At 64.5% G+C, this 21,030-nt stretch carries 22 protein-coding genes; 3 read left to right on the top strand and 19 right to left on the bottom strand.

What is annotated here, in order from left to right; genetic code table 11:
• Positions 1-19: 19 nt before the first annotated feature.
• The 3 genes from PYV00_RS14295 to PYV00_RS14285 all read left to right on the top strand — a co-directional run bounded on the left by PYV00_RS14295 (position 20) and on the right by PYV00_RS14285 (position 1,830).
• Positions 20-349 carry a hypothetical protein gene (locus PYV00_RS14295; protein ID WP_275228949.1) on the top strand — a complete coding sequence of 110 codons (330 nt, stop codon included), beginning with the start codon at positions 20-22 and terminating at the stop codon, positions 347-349.
• A gap of 77 nt (positions 350-426) precedes the next feature.
• On the top strand, positions 427-1,431 hold the full coding sequence (locus PYV00_RS14290; RefSeq protein WP_275228948.1) for a L,D-transpeptidase: 1,005 nt from the start codon (positions 427-429) through the stop codon (positions 1,429-1,431).
• A gap of 189 nt (positions 1,432-1,620) precedes the next feature.
• On the top strand, positions 1,621-1,830 hold the full coding sequence (locus tag PYV00_RS14285; RefSeq protein WP_275228947.1) for a hypothetical protein: 210 nt from the start codon (positions 1,621-1,623) through the stop codon (positions 1,828-1,830).
• 2 nt (positions 1,831-1,832) lie between these two features.
• Here the strand turns inward: PYV00_RS14285 and PYV00_RS14280 are convergent, their stop codons facing one another.
• From PYV00_RS14280 to PYV00_RS14190, 19 genes are all read right to left on the bottom strand, one after another.
• Positions 1,833-4,643, bottom strand: a complete 2,811-nt coding sequence (locus PYV00_RS14280) for a conjugal transfer protein TraG N-terminal domain-containing protein (RefSeq protein ID WP_275228946.1) — start codon at positions 4,641-4,643, stop codon at positions 1,833-1,835.
• A gap of 16 nt (positions 4,644-4,659) precedes the next feature.
• Entirely contained in the window at positions 4,660-6,060 is a 1,401-nt protein-coding gene (locus PYV00_RS14275; RefSeq protein ID WP_275228945.1) for a conjugal transfer protein TraH, read from the bottom strand.
• A 65-nt stretch (positions 6,061-6,125) separates the two neighbouring features.
• Complete coding sequence (locus PYV00_RS14270) at positions 6,126-6,947, bottom strand: conjugal transfer protein TraF (protein ID WP_275228944.1); 822 nt, start codon at positions 6,945-6,947, stop codon at positions 6,126-6,128.
• 160 nt (positions 6,948-7,107) lie between these two features.
• A complete protein-coding gene (locus PYV00_RS14265) occupies positions 7,108-8,904 on the bottom strand; it encodes a conjugal transfer protein TraN (protein WP_428981644.1) in 1,797 nt (598 codons plus the stop codon).
• Positions 8,905-8,969: 65 nt separating this feature from the next.
• Entirely contained in the window at positions 8,970-9,716 is a 747-nt protein-coding gene (trbC, locus tag PYV00_RS14260) for a type-F conjugative transfer system pilin assembly protein TrbC (protein ID WP_275228943.1), read from the bottom strand.
• A 10-nt stretch (positions 9,717-9,726) separates the two neighbouring features.
• The gene (traU, locus tag PYV00_RS14255) at positions 9,727-10,746 is read right to left on the bottom strand and encodes a conjugal transfer pilus assembly protein TraU (RefSeq protein ID WP_275228942.1); all 1,020 of its coding nucleotides are present in this window, start codon (positions 10,744-10,746) and stop codon (positions 9,727-9,729) included.
• A complete protein-coding gene (locus tag PYV00_RS14250) occupies positions 10,746-11,015 on the bottom strand; it encodes a hypothetical protein (protein ID WP_275228966.1) in 270 nt (89 codons plus the stop codon). Before PYV00_RS14250 ends, traU begins: the two co-directional genes overlap by 1 nt.
• Positions 11,015-11,671, bottom strand: a complete 657-nt coding sequence (traW, locus tag PYV00_RS14245; RefSeq protein ID WP_275228941.1) for a type-F conjugative transfer system protein TraW — start codon at positions 11,669-11,671, stop codon at positions 11,015-11,017. Before traW ends, PYV00_RS14250 begins: the two co-directional genes overlap by 1 nt.
• Positions 11,668-12,204 (bottom strand): S26 family signal peptidase, encoded by a 537-nt coding sequence (locus PYV00_RS14240; protein ID WP_275228940.1) that lies wholly within the window; start codon positions 12,202-12,204, stop codon positions 11,668-11,670. Before PYV00_RS14240 ends, traW begins: the two co-directional genes overlap by 4 nt.
• Positions 12,185-12,838 carry a type-F conjugative transfer system protein TrbI gene (locus PYV00_RS14235; RefSeq protein WP_275228939.1) on the bottom strand — a complete coding sequence of 218 codons (654 nt, stop codon included), beginning with the start codon at positions 12,836-12,838 and terminating at the stop codon, positions 12,185-12,187. The genes PYV00_RS14240 and PYV00_RS14235 overlap by 20 nt, the downstream gene beginning before the upstream one ends.
• Positions 12,831-13,190 carry a hypothetical protein gene (locus PYV00_RS14230; protein WP_428981641.1) on the bottom strand — a complete coding sequence of 120 codons (360 nt, stop codon included), beginning with the start codon at positions 13,188-13,190 and terminating at the stop codon, positions 12,831-12,833. Before PYV00_RS14230 ends, PYV00_RS14235 begins: the two co-directional genes overlap by 8 nt.
• A 3-nt stretch (positions 13,191-13,193) precedes the next feature.
• Positions 13,194-15,785 carry a type IV secretion system protein TraC gene (traC, locus tag PYV00_RS14225; protein WP_275228938.1) on the bottom strand — a complete coding sequence of 864 codons (2,592 nt, stop codon included), beginning with the start codon at positions 15,783-15,785 and terminating at the stop codon, positions 13,194-13,196.
• 1 nt (position 15,786) lies between these two features.
• Complete coding sequence (locus tag PYV00_RS14220; RefSeq protein ID WP_275228937.1) at positions 15,787-16,755, bottom strand: TraV family lipoprotein; 969 nt, start codon at positions 16,753-16,755, stop codon at positions 15,787-15,789.
• Positions 16,752-17,621 (bottom strand): DsbC family protein, encoded by an 870-nt coding sequence (locus tag PYV00_RS14215; RefSeq protein WP_275228936.1) that lies wholly within the window; start codon positions 17,619-17,621, stop codon positions 16,752-16,754. The genes PYV00_RS14220 and PYV00_RS14215 overlap by 4 nt, the downstream gene beginning before the upstream one ends.
• A complete protein-coding gene (locus tag PYV00_RS14210; RefSeq protein ID WP_275228935.1) occupies positions 17,608-18,933 on the bottom strand; it encodes a TraB/VirB10 family protein in 1,326 nt (441 codons plus the stop codon). Before PYV00_RS14210 ends, PYV00_RS14215 begins: the two co-directional genes overlap by 14 nt.
• Positions 18,934-18,955: 22 nt before the next feature.
• Entirely contained in the window at positions 18,956-19,756 is an 801-nt protein-coding gene (locus PYV00_RS14205) for a type-F conjugative transfer system secretin TraK (RefSeq protein WP_275228934.1), read from the bottom strand.
• Entirely contained in the window at positions 19,753-20,331 is a 579-nt protein-coding gene (locus PYV00_RS14200; protein WP_275228933.1) for a type IV conjugative transfer system protein TraE, read from the bottom strand. Before PYV00_RS14200 ends, PYV00_RS14205 begins: the two co-directional genes overlap by 4 nt.
• Position 20,332: 1 nt before the next feature.
• Positions 20,333-20,623, bottom strand: a complete 291-nt coding sequence (traL, locus tag PYV00_RS14195) for a type IV conjugative transfer system protein TraL (RefSeq protein ID WP_275228932.1) — start codon at positions 20,621-20,623, stop codon at positions 20,333-20,335.
• Between the two features lie 55 nt (positions 20,624-20,678).
• A complete protein-coding gene (locus tag PYV00_RS14190; RefSeq protein ID WP_275228931.1) occupies positions 20,679-20,999 on the bottom strand; it encodes a hypothetical protein in 321 nt (106 codons plus the stop codon).
• Between the last annotated feature and the right edge of the window lie 31 nt (positions 21,000-21,030).

Raw genomic sequence — 21,030 nt, 5'->3', positions numbered from 1 at the left:
TTTTACGGATTTGCCATGTTTGCCCGACATGCTTGGTACTTCTGAAACCACCGGCCTTTGCGGGCAGCAGAACGAGAAAACAGGAGAACGGGTCATGAAGAAGCCGACGCCATCGACCAGATCGGGCGCCAGGTGGTTCTGGATTCTCACGCTCCTCGGTCTCTTCATCCTCGCAATCGTCTGGTTCTCGAACCCGCTTGGGAAGGTCGAGGACGCACCGACACCAAAAACGGCCGCTCAGTCGACCGAGTGGGCACCAGCTCCTGAAGGACCAGCCGTCGACGTGAAGCTGCCGGAAACGCCCATGCAGAACCCGGTTGCCCAGCCGACCAAACCCGGCGGCGACTGAGACACCGCCGGAGATCGACGCTCGGGGCCGTAGACGCAACCGACGGCAGCGCCATCAACGAGACGACGCGAATGCGAATGAATTTTGATCCGATCGCCTCCCGGGCGGGCCTCACGCGCCGTGCGCTGCTCGGCATGTCGGCCATCGCCGTCGCATTTGTCGCGGGCCATCCCCTGCTCGCGCAAGTCGCACTCAATGAAGGATCAGTCGCGGCGAAAGTCGAAGACATGCGGCCGGGAGACTATCTTTGGGCTCCCGAAGCCGCTCCCGAGGGGCCGGTGATTGTCGTCATCAGCCTCGCCAAACAGCGAGCCTACGTTTACCGCAATGGGGTGCTGATCGGCATCTCGACCGCGTCGACCGGCACGGCCGGGCACGAGACGCCGACCGGGGTATTCACGATCCTGCAGAAGAAGGTCGATCATAAGTCGAACCTCTACAACGATGCCCCGATGCCCTTCATGCAGCGCCTCACCTGGACCGGCATCGCCATGCACGCGGGCAACCTTCCAGGCTATCCCGCGTCTCACGGGTGCATCCGGCTCCCGCTGGCTTTCGCGAAACGCCTCTATGCTGTCACGCAGATCGGCCTGACAGTCATCATCACCGAGTCCCCCAACGTTCCCCGGTTCGCCCCGGCACCGCAAATCCTGCAAGAGCGATCCCGCAGCTCCTTCGATGCTGCCTTCGTCCCAACCTGGCAACCGGATAAGGCGCCCACCGGTCCCGTCTCCATCATCGTCAGCGCGTCCGATCAGCGGGCAGTCGTACTTCGCAACGGCATCGAGATCGGCACCGCGCCCGTTTCCATCCGCGGCACAGTCGCTGGGCTCCAGGCCTTCACTCTGGCCTCGATCGATCAACGCGGAACCCATTGGATGTTCCTGCCGATGCTCGGCAACACCAGAACCGGCGAAGTCTCGAGGGAAGACCGTGATCGCTTGGACTTGCCGGAGGACTTCAGGCGCAAGCTGCTGACCGTGCTCAAGCCTGGAAGCACACTGATTGTCACGCCCGACACCTTACAAAGCGGAAGCACTGGCGCGCCGCTTACGGTGCTCACCAGCGAAGATTCCGACTAGAGCGGGATTGAGTGCGGCGTCCGAAATCGGATGCCGGTCGTTCGTTATCGGCATGCTTCCGCAGACCAAAAATGTCTCATTCCAGGATCAAATACTACGAGCAGCGCGTTGATCACGCGTCAAGAAATGACCTCAATCCATTGCGAAACAAGCTCGAACCGGCTATCCTTATACCTGTAGGAGTTCGCAATGCGGATCGTTAAGTTCGACCTCAATACCTACAATCTCACCAAGGATCTTCCTGGCGGTGCGACCTACGGCGTCGTCGAGGAGGAAGTCCCTGAAATCGAGATGATCACCGATGAAAACGGCAACCCGACGCGCGGCGGTCTCATCGGCTATGCCCTTGCCTATGCTTTGTTGGCAGGCTTCGTCGGAGCAATGTTCTACTTCCTCTGATCCTATTCCCGAAGCTTGGGATCCTGGAAGAAGCCGCGGCCATGATCGCGGTTCACTTCCTGCTCAAGATCGGCGGCCCCCTGAACCCGCTGACCCCGCATTGTCTGCGCCGCCGCACGATCCCCTCCCATTTCGGCTTTGCCGGCCTCGATGATAGCGGCAGCGCCCACATCCTCGCGACGACCAGGTCCGGCGGGCAAACGTCCGGGTCCATGTGGCCGGTAGGATGCCCTCACATCCGCCACATTCGAGACACCCGGTCGGCTCACATCGACAAGATCTGGGTCGTGCAGCCGACCGGCGATCTCCGCCCGGATGCCATCCTGCTTATCGTGTACCCAGCGCGTGATCATTTCCTGCCGGACAATCCGCTGCTGGTCGGTGAGGTCAGTCGCCCAAAGCTCGGGTGCATCGAGGCCGGGATTCTCGACCTGCTGGCGGCGATACCATTGGGCGAGGTCCTGGCTCAGATTCTCGCTGAGCTGCATGCCATGCGTCTCTGCATAGCTGGCATCGCGAGATAGCTGCTGGGAGAGCTCCTCGAGGCGACGGGCGGTTTCCGAATAGGACTTCGCCAGCGCCAGCGAGTCTTCCGTGCTCGACGACGCGGAGGACGTGGCAGACGCCCGGCTGAAACTTCCGCTGCGCGAATAGGTCCCGTCGGACATCGACGCACCCGTGCCGCTGGCGTGCTCATCCCGCACACCGCTCGACGACGTGTTGGCGCTGTCGCTTCCTCGAGTTTCGTCCGTCCCATGGCGAAGCGAGTCGATCTGACTGCCGGTCTTCGAGACGCTGCCGCCGATGGTCGGGAGCCGACCCAAAGGTCCGCTGCGACCACCCGTCCGAGCTGCACCCTGACGTCCACCCGTGCCTGCCGTGACAGATCCGGAAATCTGATCGTTGGTCTGCGCCTGACGGTCGTGACCCTGAGATATGCGCTGCCCTTGTGAAACCGTGTTTCGCTCTTCCAATCCCTGCGAGCTGCTCCCGGTCCGTCTGTCAAACTGCTCGACGGATGTGTTGGCCTGACTGCCACTGCTCGAATCCCAGCCCGACGACCGCTCGGTCGAAGTGCCGAAAGCGCTTCGGTTTGCGTGCGTCGCGGTCAGGATTTCATTGGCGGCATTCTCATAGGCCTGCGACTGCCGGTGCGCCTCACTCGCCATCTCGCGCCATTCCGCGACGGAGCCCGTCGTCATCGTCGGCGTGAATCCGAGCCGCGAAATCGCAGCCGATGTGTCAAAAACCTCCTGTCCGTTGCCGAAACCCGTCACCATCGCGCCGTTATCCTGGCGCCAGCCAAAGCTCGCCCCGCCGCCCATATAGGTCGGCGCCGTGGACCATTGGTCCGCCTGCCGCATGTTGCCGGTCGAATTCGCCCAGCTCACATTGCCGTAGGAATAGTTGCCCGTTGTCTGTTCCAGCGCGGCGGCTTCGGCGGCGTTCTGTGCCGGCGCCAACATCGACATGGAATGCCCTGCGATCGACATCGCGCCGCGCGCGAGGCCGGCAGCGAGAAACGGCACGCTCATCAGCATGAAGCCTGCGATCGTCGCGGTCTCCCCGTTGACGGCGCCGATCCCCGCATAGCTTGCGAGCGTAACACCACCACCGGCGACCCCAGTCGCCGCCGAGGTCGCGCGCGTCATGCAGATCATGTGGAGGATGACGTAGAGCGGACCCCATGCGGCAAGATAGAAGAACCCCATCGTATAGCCCTTGAGCGAGCTCAAACCCGTCTGCGGCATAAGGAAGAGCGGGAAGATGACCGGGAACATCGCGAAGAAGACCACGGTCAGGACGATGTTGAGGATCGGCACCCAGGCCATCGCCTGCTGCGCGATCGAATTGTAGGTGTTGCGCGCCTGCATGTCCGCGCGGGTCTGCGCGAAGGTATCGATCGCGGCCGCGCCGGTGCCGCCCGCCATGCTGTTCCTCGCCTGCATGAAAGCGTTGATCGCAGTATTCTGTCGCATCACTTCCGCATAGCTGCTGCTCGCACCCGTGAACGCCGCACTGATGATCGGCACGTCGTGCTTGAGCTTGTCGCCTGCGAGTGCGTTGCTCAGCTTGGGATAGGCCTCCTTCCCCCAGAGCGGCGTGCTGGCCTCGATCATCGGTCCCCATTGCGCATCAAGCGCCTGATAGGCCTGGCGGCAGGTAATGATGTAGCTGTTGACCGTCCCGTCGCCCTGGCGCTCGAGCCACTCCTGCGATCGAGCCTCCGCGCCCGGCCCGATCGCTGCCCACAGATCGGTCGCCTTGGCGAGGTTGGTGAGCGACTTTTGATAAAGCATGACGTCGCCGAACAGGCAGTTCTTGAAATGGTTTTCCAGGTTCGTCGAGAACTCGGCGTCACGAATGATGAAATTGCGTGTGGCATCGAACAGGCGCGCGCCATAAACCATGCCGTTGGTCGAATAGTTGAGTTCGCTCGGCATGACGAAAACGGTCTCGGCGGTCCGCGTCAGCCAGTCGCCGACCTGTGTCGTGAAGCTCGCGAGAATGCCGAGGCCCATCGGCACATTGTCAACCGTCGCGGGCGCGAGGTTCGGATTCAGCCGATCGGTGACCTTGATGTCGACCGTAGGTACCATCAGGCAAAGGTAGATCGCAGTCGCCTGCAGGAACCAGTTCATCCACGCCTTGTAGTTGAGCGTGAAGGCCACCACGAGCAGCGAGTAGATGAGGCCCATCACCATGACGACGCGGATGAGCGAACGATAGCCTCCGCCGCCGGACCAGGCCGCCACCGCGTTGAAGATGTTTACGAGATACTCGCCGCCGCCAACCGTAAAGACCTCAAGCATCGGTCTGCCCCCGTGCCTAGTTCAGCCCCTGAGCGTTGAGACCGCGCGAGAAATTAAGCGCGGCGGCCATGCCCGGCGTCATCGAGTTCTGCAGCGTCGATTCCAGCATCATGCTGCGATTGATGACCTGCATGATCGTCTGCAGCTTGTTCTTCAGCTGCACGTCGCGCTGGCCGAATTTCGCGCGGGTCGCGGTAATCTGCTGCCGCCACTGCGTCGCCGTTTCCTGGTCGAAGGTCTGGTAGTGGACCTTTGCCTGCTCGACCCGGTCCAGCATGTTCTCGATCATGGCAGCCAGCAGATCGACGGCGACGATCTCGGCCAGCGATTGGATTTCGCCCTGCGTCAGAGAATAGTGGGCAAAGGCATGGACGGCGAGGATCTTGTAGATCGGCACTGTCGCCAGATTGAGCAGTTGCTTCTCGGCCGCATTGAGCGGCGTATCCGAGCGGATCTTGTCGCTCATCGACTGAATCATAGTCTCGATCCGCGGCCGCAGCGCCGCCGAGGCCGGCACCGAGAGCGTCTGCTCGCCGATGTCGTAGCAGTTCTCGTCGTTGCAGCGCAGGATCCTCACTGGCGGCGCATCGGCCGTGCCGTCGAGCAGCGCGGTGACCACCGCATCCTCGGCCGGTCCGTACATGACGACCTTGCCGCCGACGGTGGGATCGGTCGAGGGCGTCGTCACGACGGTCCCTACGAGCGTCATGATATATTCCGAGAAGTTCTGGTCGAACGCGCCGAATTTCGCCGACTTCCTGAGCGCTTCCCAGGTGTAGTTGTGGGGCTCTCCGACGAGCTGGTCCTTCATCGACGCATCAGTATTCCCCGCGATCGTCGAATCCCGGCGGTTGCCGTTGTTGCAGCCCTGCCGCGCCGCCGCCCAATCCGAGAAGACGCCCTGGCTGTTGCCGACCGCTTCGCAGATGGTCGCACGCGTCGTTTCCATCTGCGGCCAGATTCCGCCGACGAGCGCCTGGGCGGTCTCACAGCTAGAGATGTTCATCTGGTTGAGCAACTGCGCCTTCTGGCTGAACTCGTCCATGACCTTGCCGATCTCCGGCGAGACGGAATCGATCGCGAGCTTGAACGCGAAGCCCAAGGCATTGTTGGCCGTCGCCTTCAGCATCGCGATGATCTCGGAGGCGTTGATGAACGAGAAGCTGCCGCTGAACAGATCGATGCCGCCACAACCGGCACGCGCGCTCGGTAGCTGAAGGTTGAACGGCTGCACGCTCTTCTGCGGAAAGCGCGTCCAGATATTGCCGAGCGAGTAGTAGCCCGCAGACTGACCCTGGAAGGCCGATGGACCCGTCACGTTGGCCGCGCCGCCGGCGTCCGAAAAGAAATTGTTCATCTCGGAGGCGACGTCGGCGTTCGCCGTGCTGGTGACGGCGAGGTTGGCGACGGCGAGCATAGCGACCCACCCTGCCGTGCCGCGGAGGAGCCGGCGCCATGCGCCCGTTCGACGAAGCTGTCCCATCAGTAGTCGCTCCCCACCTTGGTGTTGGTGAGCGCGAAGATCCGATCCATGATCTCATCCGCGCTCAGAATGCCGTAGCCGACCGGAATCGTGCGCTTCGTCGCGGTATCGAACAGCACGAGCGCCGGCGTCTCGTTGCCGGGAATTCCCATGCGCGCGCGCTGTCCCGCGTCGACCATATAGTTCGGGAAGTCACGGCTCGGTCCGCCATCCATCGACACGGCCATCACCGCCATGCGGTGGCTGTCCGCAACGGACCGCAGGATCGGCGAAAACAGCTCGCAGGCGCCGCAGCTCTGGGCGAAGAAGTAGAACAGGCCGTAGCGCTGGCCTAGATTGGTCAGGACCGCATCGCGGTCCGCTTTGCGGTTGTCGAGCCAGGCGCGCTTGCCAACCGTGGAGACCGGTCGCTGCAGCGTGTAATCGAGATCCGGGTTCTGCCACAAAGCCCGCTGCCATGTATCCGAGAAGGTCGAAGCGCGGTCGAGCTGTTCGCGCTGGAAGCGGACATAGGCGATCACGTTCTCTTCGCTCGGATCGAGGATCGCACGCGCCTTCAGCTCATCGAGCTGCCGGGTGATCACGCTCATGCGCTCGACGGCCGATTTCTGAGGCGGTGCTGGCTGCGCTCCGCTCTCCTTTGGTCTGGGCTTCGCGCAATAGAACCACTGCCCGAGCTTGCGTTCCCCGCAGTAGAAATCGTCGGTGCCGCCGGACCGTTCGACCCCATCATCAGCGGGGCCGACCGACTGCGCAGCGACGGGTGTTCCAACTCCAGCCAGGGTCAGGATCGCAGCGAACAGCAATGCAAAGCGAGCCATGATAGAACCACCTTTCCGCAGGTCTTTCCGCGGCTCGGAGGAGAAGCGCGGAAGGGAATGGGAGGGATGAGGCGGCGCGCTCGAGGCTGCGCCGAGCGTGCTGGGAAGGCCGCGAGGATTGACCGGCGAATTGTCGCTCTGGCGCCAGCTCGCGCGAGGATCATTTGCCGTGAAGGTCATAGTAGTCCTGAATCTTCTGTTGGATCTGGGCGATCGTTTCGACCTCGTCGGGCAGGCGCGCGGCGTCCACGAACTCCGCGTAGACCTCGGTGAAATCCATGAGCGACAGGTCGAGCCGGGCGAACTCGTCTATGGTGAAGCCTTGGCACTGCTCGCGCTTGGGCGCTCCCCAGGGCTTGCCGAGCTGGATGCGGCCCTGTTCCTGAAGGATGCGGCTGAGCTTACTCTCGAAGCAGCAATAGGCCGTGCGCTTGGTCTTGCAGATGCCGAGGAAGCTCGACGAGCAATAGGTCCCGACCTTGTGGCAGAATCCCATGCGGTCCCGGATGTCGAGCTTCATCTCGTTCTGCGAGCAGGCGAAGAGCGCGAGGAACGGCGTTGCGAGCGCCGCGATCGCGGCGGGACCACCCGCCAGGGCTGCCGCGCCGGCACCGACTGTCAGAACCCCCGAAACCTTGCCCGCGCAGCAGTTGATGAGGCCGAAGACGGGCTTGTGGCACGTCTCCCTGTCCCCGCTGAACACGGTGAAATTGGACTCGTCGAACTCCTTGCCCGCCTGGTCGATCGAATGGAGCGCGACGAGTGCATCCTTGAACTCGGTCGACGCCTCACGGACGATCGGCTCGCAGTCACCGTTGATACAGTAGACATCGTTGCCGCAGATATATTGAGAGGCTTCGGCCACCGTTCCGCCTGGCGTCCGGCAGCGATAGATGCGCTCTTCGACCAGGCAGGAACCACCGGGATCGTCGTCGAGGCATTCGGTCCGCGTGTAGGTGCAGCTGCCGTTGGCCTCGAGGGTCCCGCAGTCGTTGTGGCCGGTCGAGATCCGGTTGCACTCGTAGCTGCGCTCCCACGCCCAGCATGGCTGGGTGACGGGCACGCCGTCGACGATCCGCGTCACGGGATCGCTCGACGTGCAGACCTCACTCGTGAGCGTGCACATCGAATCCCCGGCGAGCGGCGCGCAAAGCCCTTCGTTGCGCGAAACGGTGGTGACCGTGGGCTCGTCGACCCGAGACAGCCAATATTGCCCGGTCGCGAGCACATAGCCCGGATGATAAGCGCCCGGCGTAATCCCCAGGGCTTCGGCCGTACATTTGACCTCGACGGCGGTGTGACCAAGGCTCTTGCAAGTATCCGCCGCCGTGTAGCCGTAGGCGCTCATGTTGTCGCAATAGTCGATCGGGCGGCTTTCCCAGCAAACGCCGGACGCGATCTCGTCGTCAAAAGCAGCACGGGCGGGATAAGGGCCGCCATCCTCCGGCATGATGCTGAGCCGGCCAGCGTAATAGGTGTAGATCGTTCGCGTCTCGGCACGCACATCGAGACTGACAGAACAGGTGCGGTTCTCGGTCGTGACCTTGCTACCGGTGTTGCAGCTGGTCTCGTAGTAGCCGTCGCTGCCGGCCGGCGGGGGCAACGGCGTACAGGTGCCGGACGTGCCGCTCATCTCCTCCCCCGCGAGGAAGGTCGATGGATCGTTCTCGACCGACGTCGCGCGCGATGTCGTTGCGAGGATCTCGGCGTTGCTGAAGGTCGGCCGGCTCCCGTCGGCGTCGGTGGTGATCCGATACTGCTCGTTCGCCGATTTGGCAGCCTGCCCGGCAGCCTCGAGCCGTTCCGGATCGCCAAAATAGGCGCCCTCGGGAAGCGAGGTTCCCGCATATCCGGGAACGGCTTCAGCGCGGGCATTGTCGGTGGGCACCAGGGTACTATCCTGCCGCTTTTCGTTGCCCATTGCCCTTCCCGCCTCGCGCGCTTCTTCGACGGTCATCTGAGCCGCCGCCGGCGCGGCCAGCGCGAACAGCGCAAGAACCGCAGCAAGGGCAGCCAGCAGCTTCACCGCGCTGGCTTCCGGAGATTGGCAAGACCGACGGCCGCGACCCGCGCGCCCGGCCCATTACCATCCGCGAAAGAGCTGAGCGCATATTCGACGGTGACGTTGCCGATCATTCGATCATGCGGCGGAACCTTGGTGCGGCACGAAAAGCCCGCGCACAGGTCGAAATCCGAGGAGACGGCAACGTAGGTGGGGACCACCTGGACGTCGAACGCGCGAAAAAGGCGCGGGTCGATACCGATGTTGGCGAAGTCGTCCTGGCGTTCGACGATCTTGCCCAGAGCTTGCGAAAACTCCTTCATCGAATTGTTCGGGAAGCCGCGAAAGACCACCACACCGCCCGCGCGTGCCGTATCCTGGATGAGCTGCCGCAGCGCCTTGGGTGGCATGGACAGGCTGGCGAAAGCGATGAGTTGTGGCGCCTCCCCGCCACCGGCGGTCGCGTTGGACGCAGCGCCCTGCACGATCTCATCGAAATCGATCGGGCCCGCCGGACCCTTGGGAAGGTCCGTGGTCGCGACCCGCTGCATGTTCTCCATGCCATGCTCGCGAACGGTGCTCGCATCTTCGCGCAAGGCGTCGCCGCGATCCTTCACCTGGTCGACAAATGCTTGGGCTTCCGCCTGCAGATCGGCGGAGCGCTGCTTGATCGCCTGCACATCCAGTCCGTCGATCGTCTGGGCGAGGAGAACCGATACGCTGGCGAGGGCGATGATGCCGGCCGAGCTCCAGGCGAGAAGTCGCATCCCAGCTCTCCTAAAGCACGCAGCAGTTGCGCTTGCGCCAGACGAGGTAGCCCATATCCTCGCCGCCGGCGGGATAGGCGCGGCCCGCGTCGGGCGGCATGGTCGAGGCCCCGATCGCCGAGCAGGCAAAGCGCCCGTTCACCGTCGGGATCGGGTTGGTCATCTGAAACCGATATTGCTGCTTGCGCATGATCGGCATCAGGTACTTCTTGCACAGACCGGCCGAGCCCATCGTGCCCCAGGCAAGCGCCTGGCGATGCATCTTGTAGGCGAAGCGCGACAGCGCGAGCCGCGAGGACTGGACATGCCCGATCGAGGACGGGATGTTGCCGTTAAGCGGATACATGCTGCCCTGGCAGCCCGCGCACCAGAACAGCGGATCGAGGGGAAGGTGGACCGTGCCGGCGATGCAGTCGCCGGCGCAGGCGACCTGCGCGATCGGATTGGCGAAGACGATCGCCTCGGGGTTGATCAGCGCCGCGAGGGAATCGTCCTGCCACAGCGGGTCGACCTCGGTCATATAGGCGATGTCGAACGAGGCCTGCTCGAAGCAGACGAAATCGGTGAGGATCTCCATCCAGTACAGGAGCGGATAAACGTACCAGTGCACGTGCCATTTCGCGGTGCTCTGGGACCGACCGCCCACCATCGATGGGCCTGCGAGGTAGCCCTGGCCGATGTCGAAGCCGGGAGCGATGCGCATGCCGCCGAGGTTAGGGAAACACCACGGCTTCATCGTCACGTCGGCCAGACGTGCGGGTTCCCAGAAACCGACCGAGATGCCGATGCGCGGCAGGGGATCCGCGCACGCACAGATCGGAGATGCCGGGTTATTGGTGTCGGGGCGCCCGCTCGGCCAGATCTTGAGGCCCCCCACCGATAGCGGGAAGAGACAAGACCAGCAGACGTCCGTGATCGGATTGACGAACTTGCCGTTGCAGGTCGGGCCTGCCGCCTGGGCGGCCTGCGGCACAACGAGAGTGCCGAGAGCCAGCAGCAAGGCAGCCACGATCGAGCGGAATAGAGGCATCACCGACCCTCCCCCAATGTCGCCAGATAGACCGTATCGGCATGGTGCTTTCGCCGAAGGTAGATGAGCGTCGCGAGCAGGGTCGTGACGAGCAGGATCGCAATGATGCAGGGCGCCGCGCGGCCGAGGATCACGCGCAAGGGGCCAAGGCCGGCAATGCTCGCCGCAAGCGTGAGACAGAGACCCTGCCAGATGAAGCGCAGGCGCCTCAGGCCTACGGTCTCCGGCGCCGCCATTGGTGTGCGCAGCATGTCGAGCCAGAGCGGCATCATCCCGGACTCCCCGGCTTGATCACCATCTCTGAGACCCGCATCACCTTGCCGGCCTGGCTGACGACAGCGGGCGTGTGCTCGATGCCGAAGGTCCCGGTAAGCTTGCCTTCCTGGTCGAAGTAGAAGCGGCGCTTCTTCGCGGTCATCTGCTCGATCGGCGATCCATTGACGAAGATGATCTTGGCCTTGAGATCGGTGTAGCGGGCGGTGGCCCAGGCGAGCTGCGCCGCGTTGTCGCCGTCGATGAAGACGAGGTCCTGCCTCACCGCCACGAAATCGAGCGGATTGATCTTCTGACCCGCCGCCGCGATCAGATTGCCCTTCTGGTCGCGGATATCGCGTTCGATCGCGACCGTCGGGTCGTAATCCCAACTCCTGGCCGTCCGTGCCGGCGTGATGCCTTCGACGGGCTGGGGCCGGCGTACCTTCGCCTCGACCCGCTTGGCGAACACGTCGTTCATGCGCGCGAGCTCACCGCTCGCCTCCGCACGGCGCAGGCGGGCCTCGATGGTCGAGAGAAGGTCGGGCTCGATGATCGGAAACGTTTGGCCTGACTGGCCGTAGTCCTTCGCCTCGCTGCGCATGGGGCCGACCAGCAGCACGGCCGCGGCGACCCCCAGGAGGGCGATGCCTCCGCCCAGGACGGCCCTCACAGCACCGGCTCCCCGGTGCCGACGATCTGCCGGGCGCAGACGAAGCCGATCTCGGCATAGCGGCTGTCGAAGCCATCCTTGTGCGGCGTGCCCGCGAAGAAGCAGCCCGGCGGTACCCGCCCCGTCGCGCCGGGCGTCAGGGGCTCGCCCGCCCTCGTGGAGGACTTCATTCGCGCCACCCGCGCGCCGTTGATCGTGACGTCCGGCCCCGAGTGACCGACGACGTCTCCGGGCAGGCCATAGACGATCTTGCCGAACATCTTCGGCTGCTCGCCGAAATGGCGGCGCAGCAGCGCGCTGGGCGGAGGGTCGAAGAAGACATAATCGCCCTTCGCCGGCATCTGACCACGGCGAATGAGGAACGCCCAGTTCGGAAGCGAGTCGGAGGTGTTGATCAGGAAGAGATGATCATTCCGCCAATCGCTGATCGCTCCCAGCGTCACGCAGCCCGCGACGAACGCGCCGAACAAAAGCCAGAGCCGTCCGTTGGGTCGCCACCCGCGCGCCAACGCGTCATTGACCGCCGCTGCCATCGCCGCCTCCGAATGTTGAGACCGACGCGGCCGGCGGAGCATATTGCGGGGCGGCGGCAGGTCCCATGGCGGGCTCCATCGGACCCGCCGCCATCGGATCGGCATAACCCATCGGAGCCGCGGGCTGTGCCGGCGGAGCGACTTGCGGCTGCGCCGCCATCATCGCCTGCTGTTCGAGTTGCTGCAGCTGGACGGCGGACGCCTGTTTGGGATGCGCCACGCCCGATGCGTAGACCGCTTGCCTGAGCTTGTCGGTGATGTCGGGCACGTTCTTCGTCAGCACAGCTTCGCCGACGAGGACGATCTGTCCACTGGCGCTGCGGCGCTGCAGCTCGGTGTCGAGCGACGCCATGAACCTGCGCATCTCGGCCTCGACTTGCGCCGGCGGGGACGCGGAGCGGGCCTGAGCTTGCACATATTCGCCGACGATCGACGAAAGGCGCGCCGAGACGATGCGATCCTGCCTGGGCGCAACGAGTGCCTTGGTCACCCACATGCCCCAGATGAGCGCGGCGAGCACGAGCATCCCGATGAGGATCTGCGGCCGCGTGAAGCCGGCGAAGATTGCGCGCCGTCGCCGGGGCGTCGGGGGCACGGCAGGCGCCGGCAGATCGAGTTCGGGCTGTTCAGCCATGGTCTTCACTCCTCCTCGAAAGTGCCGAAGGCACGATCCTGTGGCGGCGAAGGACGATCAGGCCCGCGACCAGGATGAGATGCGCGGCGACGAAGATGCGCTTGAACGAGGCGACCCGCTCGGGGCTCGCGGCGATATACCTGCTGGTTAGATTGCCCAGCTGGTGCATGAGCCCGTCGAACGAGAAACCACCGAGGGCCAGGAAGAAGAGCGCGAAAAGACCCCATGCCAGCAGTAGCGTCGTCGCGGTGAAGCCGGCGAGGTGCAGGTAGAAATGGAGGATCGCGCGCGCCTGCGGCAGCGGCGGGCGGGTGCTAGGCGGCCTATCGATCGATGAAGGGATGCTCACCATGGCTCACTCCGCCGCTTCGGCGAGGTCGGCATCGGGATGCGCCGTCCATTTTTCGGGATTGTCGGGAAAGGCGATCCGCTCGATCGCCTCGTCCATGCTGAGGCCCTGCGCCACCAGGCCTTCGATAGCGGCGTAGACCGCCGGGCTCGACGAATAGACCGCGGCGGAGAAGGGATCGAGCACGAGGCGGCCGACCGCCAGCGTTTCCGGACCCTTGATGAGAATGTCCGAATATTCCCGGCCGTTGATCTTCAGCGAGCGAAGCAAGGCGTCGGTGTGATCGTCCATCTCGAAGCGATCGTGCTTCTTGAAATCCGCGATGGTCTCGGGCTTCTGCTGGAGGATGACGAACCAGTCGGAGTTCTCGAGCGCGGCGATCGAGCCGGCCGACTTGTAATAGTCGTTGAGCGACTGGGTCGCGGTCACCAGCGAGGCGCCATATTTGCGGCAGGTCCGCGCATAGGTCTCGATGAAATCGGCCATCGCGCCGCCGCGCAGCATTTGCCAGGCTTCGTCCAGAAGCAGCGCCTTGGGGATCGCGCGGTCGACCTTGCGCATCATCTGTTGCGACATGAACATGATCGCGGTGAGGACGACGCTTCTGAGTTCCTCGCGCGATGACAGATCCGAAAGCTCGAACACGGTGAGCTGGGCCGAGAGCTCGAAAGACACTTCGCCCTGGAAGAAGCGGCCGTAGGTGCCGCCGGCCGAGAAGGGCCGCATGGCGATCCCGAGATCCATAGCCAGGTTGTTGCCCGTCGCGTCGAGCGCCGCGATCACGTCATCGATCGAGCCATGGCGGCCCTTTTCCGCCCAGACACTGTTGACCGCACCGTCGATGAGACCGCGCTCGGTGTCGTTGAGCCGGTCGATGTGGCGCGACATCTGGTTCACGATGGCCTTGAGCATCGCCATGCAGTCGAGCAGGTAATCCTCGTCCGTGGCCGCAAGCTCTTCGTCGATCATGCTGAACGGGTTCAGACAGAAGCCGGAAGACATCGTGAACTCGACGAACGCGCCACCCTGGAGCTTCGCGGAGTGCTCGAACGAACGGCCGTCGTCGATCACGACCACTCGCGCCCCGGCGCCGCACAGCGAAGCGCAAAGCTCCTGCAGCGTCACCGACTTGCCCGAGCCGGACTTGCCGAAGACCGCCACATTGTGGTTGCCGGCGGCATTTTCGAACGGCGACCAGAAGAACGGCTGTCCGCGCCGCCCGATCAGCATGAGATGCGGCACGTGGCCGCCCAGGAACTCGCCCTGGATCGGTGCGAGATTGGCGGCGGTCGTCGTCAGCAGCGTGCGCATGCGCTTCATGCGGTCGAGATCCCGCGACAGACCATTGGCCATCGTCATGGGCATCGCGCAGAGGAGACCCATGACCTGAAGATACCGGTCATCGAGAAGGTCCCAGCCCGCCGCGCGGTAAACCGATTTCAGGACCCGCTCATTGGCGTCGCCCTTTCCCTTGGGCGAGAACGAGGTCACGCTGAAGAATACGCGGACGAGCTTGCGTCCCTGACGAAGCTCATCGTTCACGTAGCGCCATTCCTGGCTCTGCTCGCGGAGCTGGGGCAGGAAGCGTGCCGACTTGGAATCGGCCAGGCTCGTCGTGCGCATGAACTTGAAGCCGGCCTTGTTCGTCGACGCCTGCAGATCGGGAAATTCGACACACAGGTTGGTCGCGACCGGACAAGGCATTCTCAGCTTGTCGGTGAACATGTCGCCGATCAGCCGCGCGACGTCCCACGGTGCCCATCGGGTCGGCAGGTTCCGGACCGAAAACGAGCGAACGTCGAAGACATCCGGCAGAATCTCGCCGATCTCCGGTGCATCATCCACGGTATGGCCGGTCGGCCGGAAGCGCTCGGTTCTGAGCAGCATCCGGTCGGGTTCGATGTGCAGCTCGACGTCGCGACGAATGGCCTGATCGGCGATCGGGTCGAGCGGGTTGTAGTTCACCACGTCTTCGCCGGCCGCCGTTGTCGGCGAGGTGATATCGTCGATCCAGGCGATGAGGTCGGTCGGGTCCATCTTGCGGGCCGAGACGTTGATCGAGGCCAGCGCCGAGATGAGCCCGTCCATCACCGCGGTGATCTCCTCGACAGAAACGCTCGAGGCTTCAGGGGTCGAATAGGAGATCGCCACGCGGTGGTTGCGCAGCGAGAAGGGTGCGTCTGCGGACAGCGACCGCCACACGCCATCGGTCAGAAAATCGACGCGGTGCTTCGCCATGCGTTCGTAAACGCCGCGAGCCGAGTAGCGCGGAAGGTACCATTTGGACAGGCGCTCGCCCACGCGTGGGCTCATCCATTGATGGAACTGCAGGCAGCCCGGAGCCGGGATCGCTTCCGAAAGGAACTGGGTGAGGATCTCGCCCGTGCGTTCGTCAGCGCCAATCATCGGCGCAGCCTCGACGACGAAGCCGCGCGACGCGCTGTTGTAGAATATCCCCGTCTTGGCGTCGTAGCTGCGATAGGGCAGCCAATGCGCAAGCATCGGCACGCCCAGCTCGGGCCGACCGGCATCGGGACGCTTGGCGTCGCCAAGAATGCCCGACATCAGGGTCTCGATGAAACCGCGCCCGCCCGCCACGTCAGTTGTCCTCGGAAACGGCGGCGGGGAAGCTCGCCGCTTTGACGGTGCCGCCCTTCGCGGGGGCGGGCTCTGCGCCGGTTTGGGCCGCGGCCTCGCGCGCGCCCTTGGCAACGCTGCCGGCGACACCTTGATAGGCCGGATCGGCCTTGACCCGGTCGACCGCCGTGGCGCCCGCTGCGGAGACCGGTCCCTGCATCTGCGCAGGCACTTCCTTGACCGGTGCGCCGCCGCTTGCGGGCACCGGCGGCGCCGCGCTCGATTCCGCAAGGGCAGAGCTGGGCGGCGGCACAGAAGCCGTGCTGCCCATCGCTGGCGCCGAGGCGGTCCGTTGCTTGGGTGCCAGGCGTGCCGCGACGTCGGCCTTGATTGCGCCGACCGGATCCGCACCGCGCGCGCGGGCCGCGGCGACGGCCGCAGGGTCGGGAAGACCGAGATCGATCGCGGCCAGACCGCCGGGAGGGTCGGCGCGATCGACGGCGTCGGCGAGGGATTCGCTACGATCGAACTGCGCCGCGCTCGACCGACCCGCCATCGGCACGGACTGGAGAATGGCCTGCTGCCATTCGCCGCTCGCGACGACGGCATGAACGGCGCTGGCCTCATGGAGCCGCCCCCGTTCGTCGATGTAGGGCTGGAAGACGATGCGAAGCACCTTCTCGCGCGTGCGGGCCGGATCGCTTGCGGCGAGGCGGGCGGGTTGTCCCGCCGAGGCGCGATGGCCCCGTCCCGATGACCTCTGGTCGAAGCCGCCGGCCGGCAGGGCATCGCCCTCGGATGCATCGCCGGAGATCATCGCCAGAGCGCGGTCGTCGATATTCGAGCTGGGGGCGCAGATTCCATCCGGTGCAGCACAGGAGAAGCTGCCCTTCACGTTCCCGCCGAAGCTTGCGCAGCCCGCGAGGCTCGCGAGGCTCGCCATGCCGACGGATGCCGTGAGCCAGCGGCGGCGAATGTCCCGCGCGCTCACGACTGGGTCTCCCGGAGCCACTGCTCGAGGAACGCGCGCGGTCGGTAGCCTTCGATGACGGCGCCGTCGCTGCGCACGATGACCGGCGTGCCGTTGAGGCCGTGGCGATGCGCGAACGCCTCATTGGCGTCGAGGCCGGACGTGTTGCAGGCGGGACCCGCTTTCAACGGTTCACCCGCATAGGCCGCATGAAGCGCCGCTTCACGGTTTTTCGCGCAATAGACGCGGTCGGCGACCTCGCGGCTGCCCAGCACGGAAATCGGCCGCTCGATGACCCGGAGGTTCATGTCCTTGAGGACGGCGGTGAGCGCCCGGCAATAGCCGCAGCGGAAGTCGGTGAAGACGGTTACCGTCTGTCCCGAGGGATTGCCCCAGACAATCGCTCCATCCTGGGGAAGGCCCGACAAGGACAGCTTGCGCGCCTTGGCGGGAGCCGTCGGCGTCTGCCGGGTGGGAGCCGCCGCGAGCCGCTGCGGCGCGTCCTCTTCGGCGCCTGCCGCGGCAGCATTCGCCTTGGCGGCGGAGCCGACGAGCATGTCGGGGTTCATTTCCAGGAGCCGCGCCGCGGTGATGTCCTGCCGTGTCTGCATATCGTAGACACGGCCGACCACGAGATAGCGGGCGCCGGTGTCGACATAGAAGAGATTGTCGCCCGCCGTGATCTCGCAGAGCCCGCCGATCTTGCCGCAATCGATCGCACTGATGGCGGTCTTGGGCAGCCGGGTCTTGAGCAGCGCGCGGACCCGGTCCTCGGGAGAACTGGTATCGGCCGCGAGCGCGATGCCAGCGACACTGAGACCAAGCACGGTCGCGGCCATGAGCCGCGATGGGCGCGCGAGGAGGCGCAAACGATCAATTGCGGACATATACACCCTCCAGGAAGACGATTTCGACATCCACGCCGGTCGGCATCTCGATGACCGGCTGATATTGCTCGGCGCGCTCGATCAGATATTTCGAGACCATGTCGCCGGTCTGGGCGACGCCCTCGCCGAACCCGCCCTCGAGGATCTCGCCGGTCGACAACTTGTCGCGCTGCCCGTTGGTCGTGATGTTGGTGCCCTGAAAGACGCTGTTCGCATTGGCCGAAAAGCCGCGCCCGAACCCGCCGGCGAGGCCCGCGAGGAACGCCTGGGTCACGAGCGATCCCTCGCGCGAGACCACCCTGCCCCTGACGCCGGTCTTGCCGCCAAACGCGATGAAGCCCTTGACCTCGGACACGGCATAGCGGCCGCCCGGCTGCGGGCAGGTCATCTTCTGCAGTTTCACGTAGACCTTCTCGCTCGAGAGGTCTCCGCGCGCCGCGCCGTTGACGAGACAACCCTCGATCTTGGTCGTGAGGAGCCTGCCGTTCTGATAGACCGAGCGCGCCGGGCCCGTTACGCGCAGCACGACCGGTAGCGGATCGGTCTGGCTGTTGACCCCGGCGCTGGCATCGACGCCGACGATGACCTTCGCGCGAGCGAAGCTGTTCGGCGGTAAGTAGTTGACGCTGTCGGTATAGACCGTGCTGCCCTTGGCCACCCGCGTCGCATTGCCGGTGTCGGCCGTCGAGAAATTGACGAGCTTGACCTCGCTTGCCGAGCGCATCGGTCCCGCGGCGGCTCCGCCGCCCGCACCATCGGGCCGCTGATAGGCCTGAGGTCCATTGGGGCCATAGAGGGCGGCCGGACCGGGCACGGGCGCGGCCGGCGCCCGCCGCTCGTTCACCTGGCGCCGCAGCTGCTCGTTCTCTGCCTGGTAGGCGGACAGCACGCGCTGGCCGTCGGCCTGCATCGCCTGGTTCTGCCCTTTCAGCGTTTCGACCTGCGCCGTCAGCATCTCGAGGCGGCGGTTCTGCCCGCCGATCGACTTGAGCTGGTTTTCGGTGGACTGGAAGCGGTTCTCCGAGAGCGCCATCCACTCCTGCTGGGATAGGTTGCGATTGACGAGATCCTTGGTCGAAACCGTGACCTCGGCCACGCCATCCTCGCCGGCCTTCTCGCTGGCCCCATCGCCGCCGAAGATCCAGAACGAGGACAGGATCAGCCCGGCACCCGCCACGCCGGCCAAGAGCAGCCGCTGCTTGCGGCGCACGGCCTCATTGCCGGCCAGGTCGCCGGCAAGCGGCGACACGCCTTCATCGGATCCTCCATCGAGAGGCGGTCGCTTGCGATTCAGGAAGTCGGAAAGGGCCATGTCCTCACCTTTGTGTCTGGGCCTATTGGCCGTTCTGGGAGACGAGGTAGGCCGTCGTGACCCTGCCCGGGGCGAGCTTGTTTTCCGCGACCGAAACCGCCAGCGCGCTCGCCGGCGCAACCATCGCCTCGGTGAGCTCGACGAGCTGGTCGCCCTTGTTCTCGATGCGCAGCACCTTGCCGGTGAGATCCTGACCTCGATATTCGGCGATCATCTGCACCTTGAGCGTGCCGACATAGACTGGCCGCAAGGCGCGCTGACGCATCTCGTAGCCGTCGGCGACGGCGTTCGAGTACATCGCCTGGACGAGCTCGACGGCCGCGTCCCGCGGGGCGAGCTTCTGCGCCGGCCCGTTCTCGGCCGCCTTCTCGTTGGCGATCGCCGGGTTCGAGACGAAGACCTGTGCGGCCTGCTCGCCGTTGATCCGACACACGAACTTGTAGACGTAGCCGCGCTTGCTCGTGGCGAAGAAGGACAGCGCCGGCCGCACGAAGCCGTCGGGGACGGACAGATAGATGTCGCCGCGTACCGGCTCGTTGACGACGGAGAAGTCGTCCATCGGATTTCCGGTCGAGATCTTCGAGACCGACGCAAACTCGTCTTCGACCAGGCTTATGCGGGTCAGATCCTTGGCCGAGGCCATGCAATCGACCTGGGCGCTGTCCGAAGCCATCACGGTCTGATCCGCCCAGGCGGGTCCCGCCACCAGCAACATCGCGACCGCCACGAGGCCGGCGCCGATGCCGCGGCTCACAGGGCAATCGCTGCGCGACAGGAAAGCTGTACCGGCAGCGATGCCGCCGATGGCGTAGACCGACATCATTTGTCCTTCCCTGCTTGCTCGCTGGAGGGAGCCGTCACCATTCCAAAGCCGATCAGCTTCAGCGACAGACCCGAATATTCCCAGTCGTACCGGAAGGTCCGGCGCTCGTTGGAAATCACCTTGTTTCCGACGATGGTGTGCAGACTGCCCGAGACTTCCGAACGGAGATTCCGGGTATCGAGCTCCATCCTTTCGATCGTGAAGAACTGGGAGATCGATGACCCCCGCTGTTCGTTGACGATCTTCAAGAGGTCAGCCTTGATCTTGCCCTGGGCCGATGGCGCCGTGATATCGAGCACCGAATTCATCCAGTATTCGAGATTCTGAGGGCTGCGATTGAGCGTGAGCACCACGGTGTCGCGCGTGATCATTTCGAGATATTCGCGGCTGACACCTGCTGAACTCACCGTGACGGGAGATCGCAGGATGGGCTGCAGCACAACTTCCCGGTCCCGCGACACCGTGAAGATCAAAAGCAGTATCGTCAGCGCGCAGAGCGCGGCCGCAACGATCGCCAGGATATTCCGCTGCCGCAGGACGCGCTGGCTGTGCGAATGGCTGTAGGAAAGTTCCATGTCACCCCGCCATCAATCGAAGGTACGAGGGTGGCGTGGCTCTGAGGCCGGTGAACCCGGCCGGTAGATACCAGTAGGCCAAATGGAGAAGCCACGATGTCGCCCGGCCTGCCTTAGCTTTTCTGAGACCCCACCAGCCCGCACTCGAAAGCGCTATGCCGATGAGGATGTGCTGAGACAGGATCCCCCATGCGAACGGTATGACCATCGCCAGGAACTCATCCAGGGTCCACAGCCCGATCAGCTCGGGATCGTCCAGATGCGTTGGGATGACGTACTTGTCCGTGGCCATTGCACCACCCTCTCCTTGGATCGGTCGAGGCTGCTACCTCGCCCGATCGCGGGACTCAGATCGTCGCTGTGACGGTCGACGTGACGATCGGGATACCGGTGCCGGCGCCAACGCCCACGCCGACGGGGATGGCGATCTGCCCCATCGAGAAGCGACCCGAAGCGAGGGCGACGATGCCGCCGGCGAGGCTGAGCACGGTGATGATCTTGCCGCCCGACCCCTCGAGGAAATCGGTGAACTTGGTGAGCGCGGTATCGAAGGTCGTGTCGGCGCCGGCGAACGCCGGACCCACGAACCAGAGACAAGCGAACAGGAGCACGGCAAGAGCGAAAATCGCCAGTTCCGCGCGTCCGCCCATTTTGACGACTGACTGCATGGTGGAGTTTCCTTCACATGGAGACGCGACG

Origin of the sequence: Novosphingobium album (ex Liu et al. 2023) (genome assembly GCF_029076845.1) — a bacterium.
In the GTDB taxonomy this organism is placed as follows: domain Bacteria; phylum Pseudomonadota; class Alphaproteobacteria; order Sphingomonadales; family Sphingomonadaceae; genus Novosphingobium.
The sequence above is the reverse complement of the archived record's forward strand: the minus strand, read 5'-3'. Positions and strand labels throughout refer to the sequence as shown.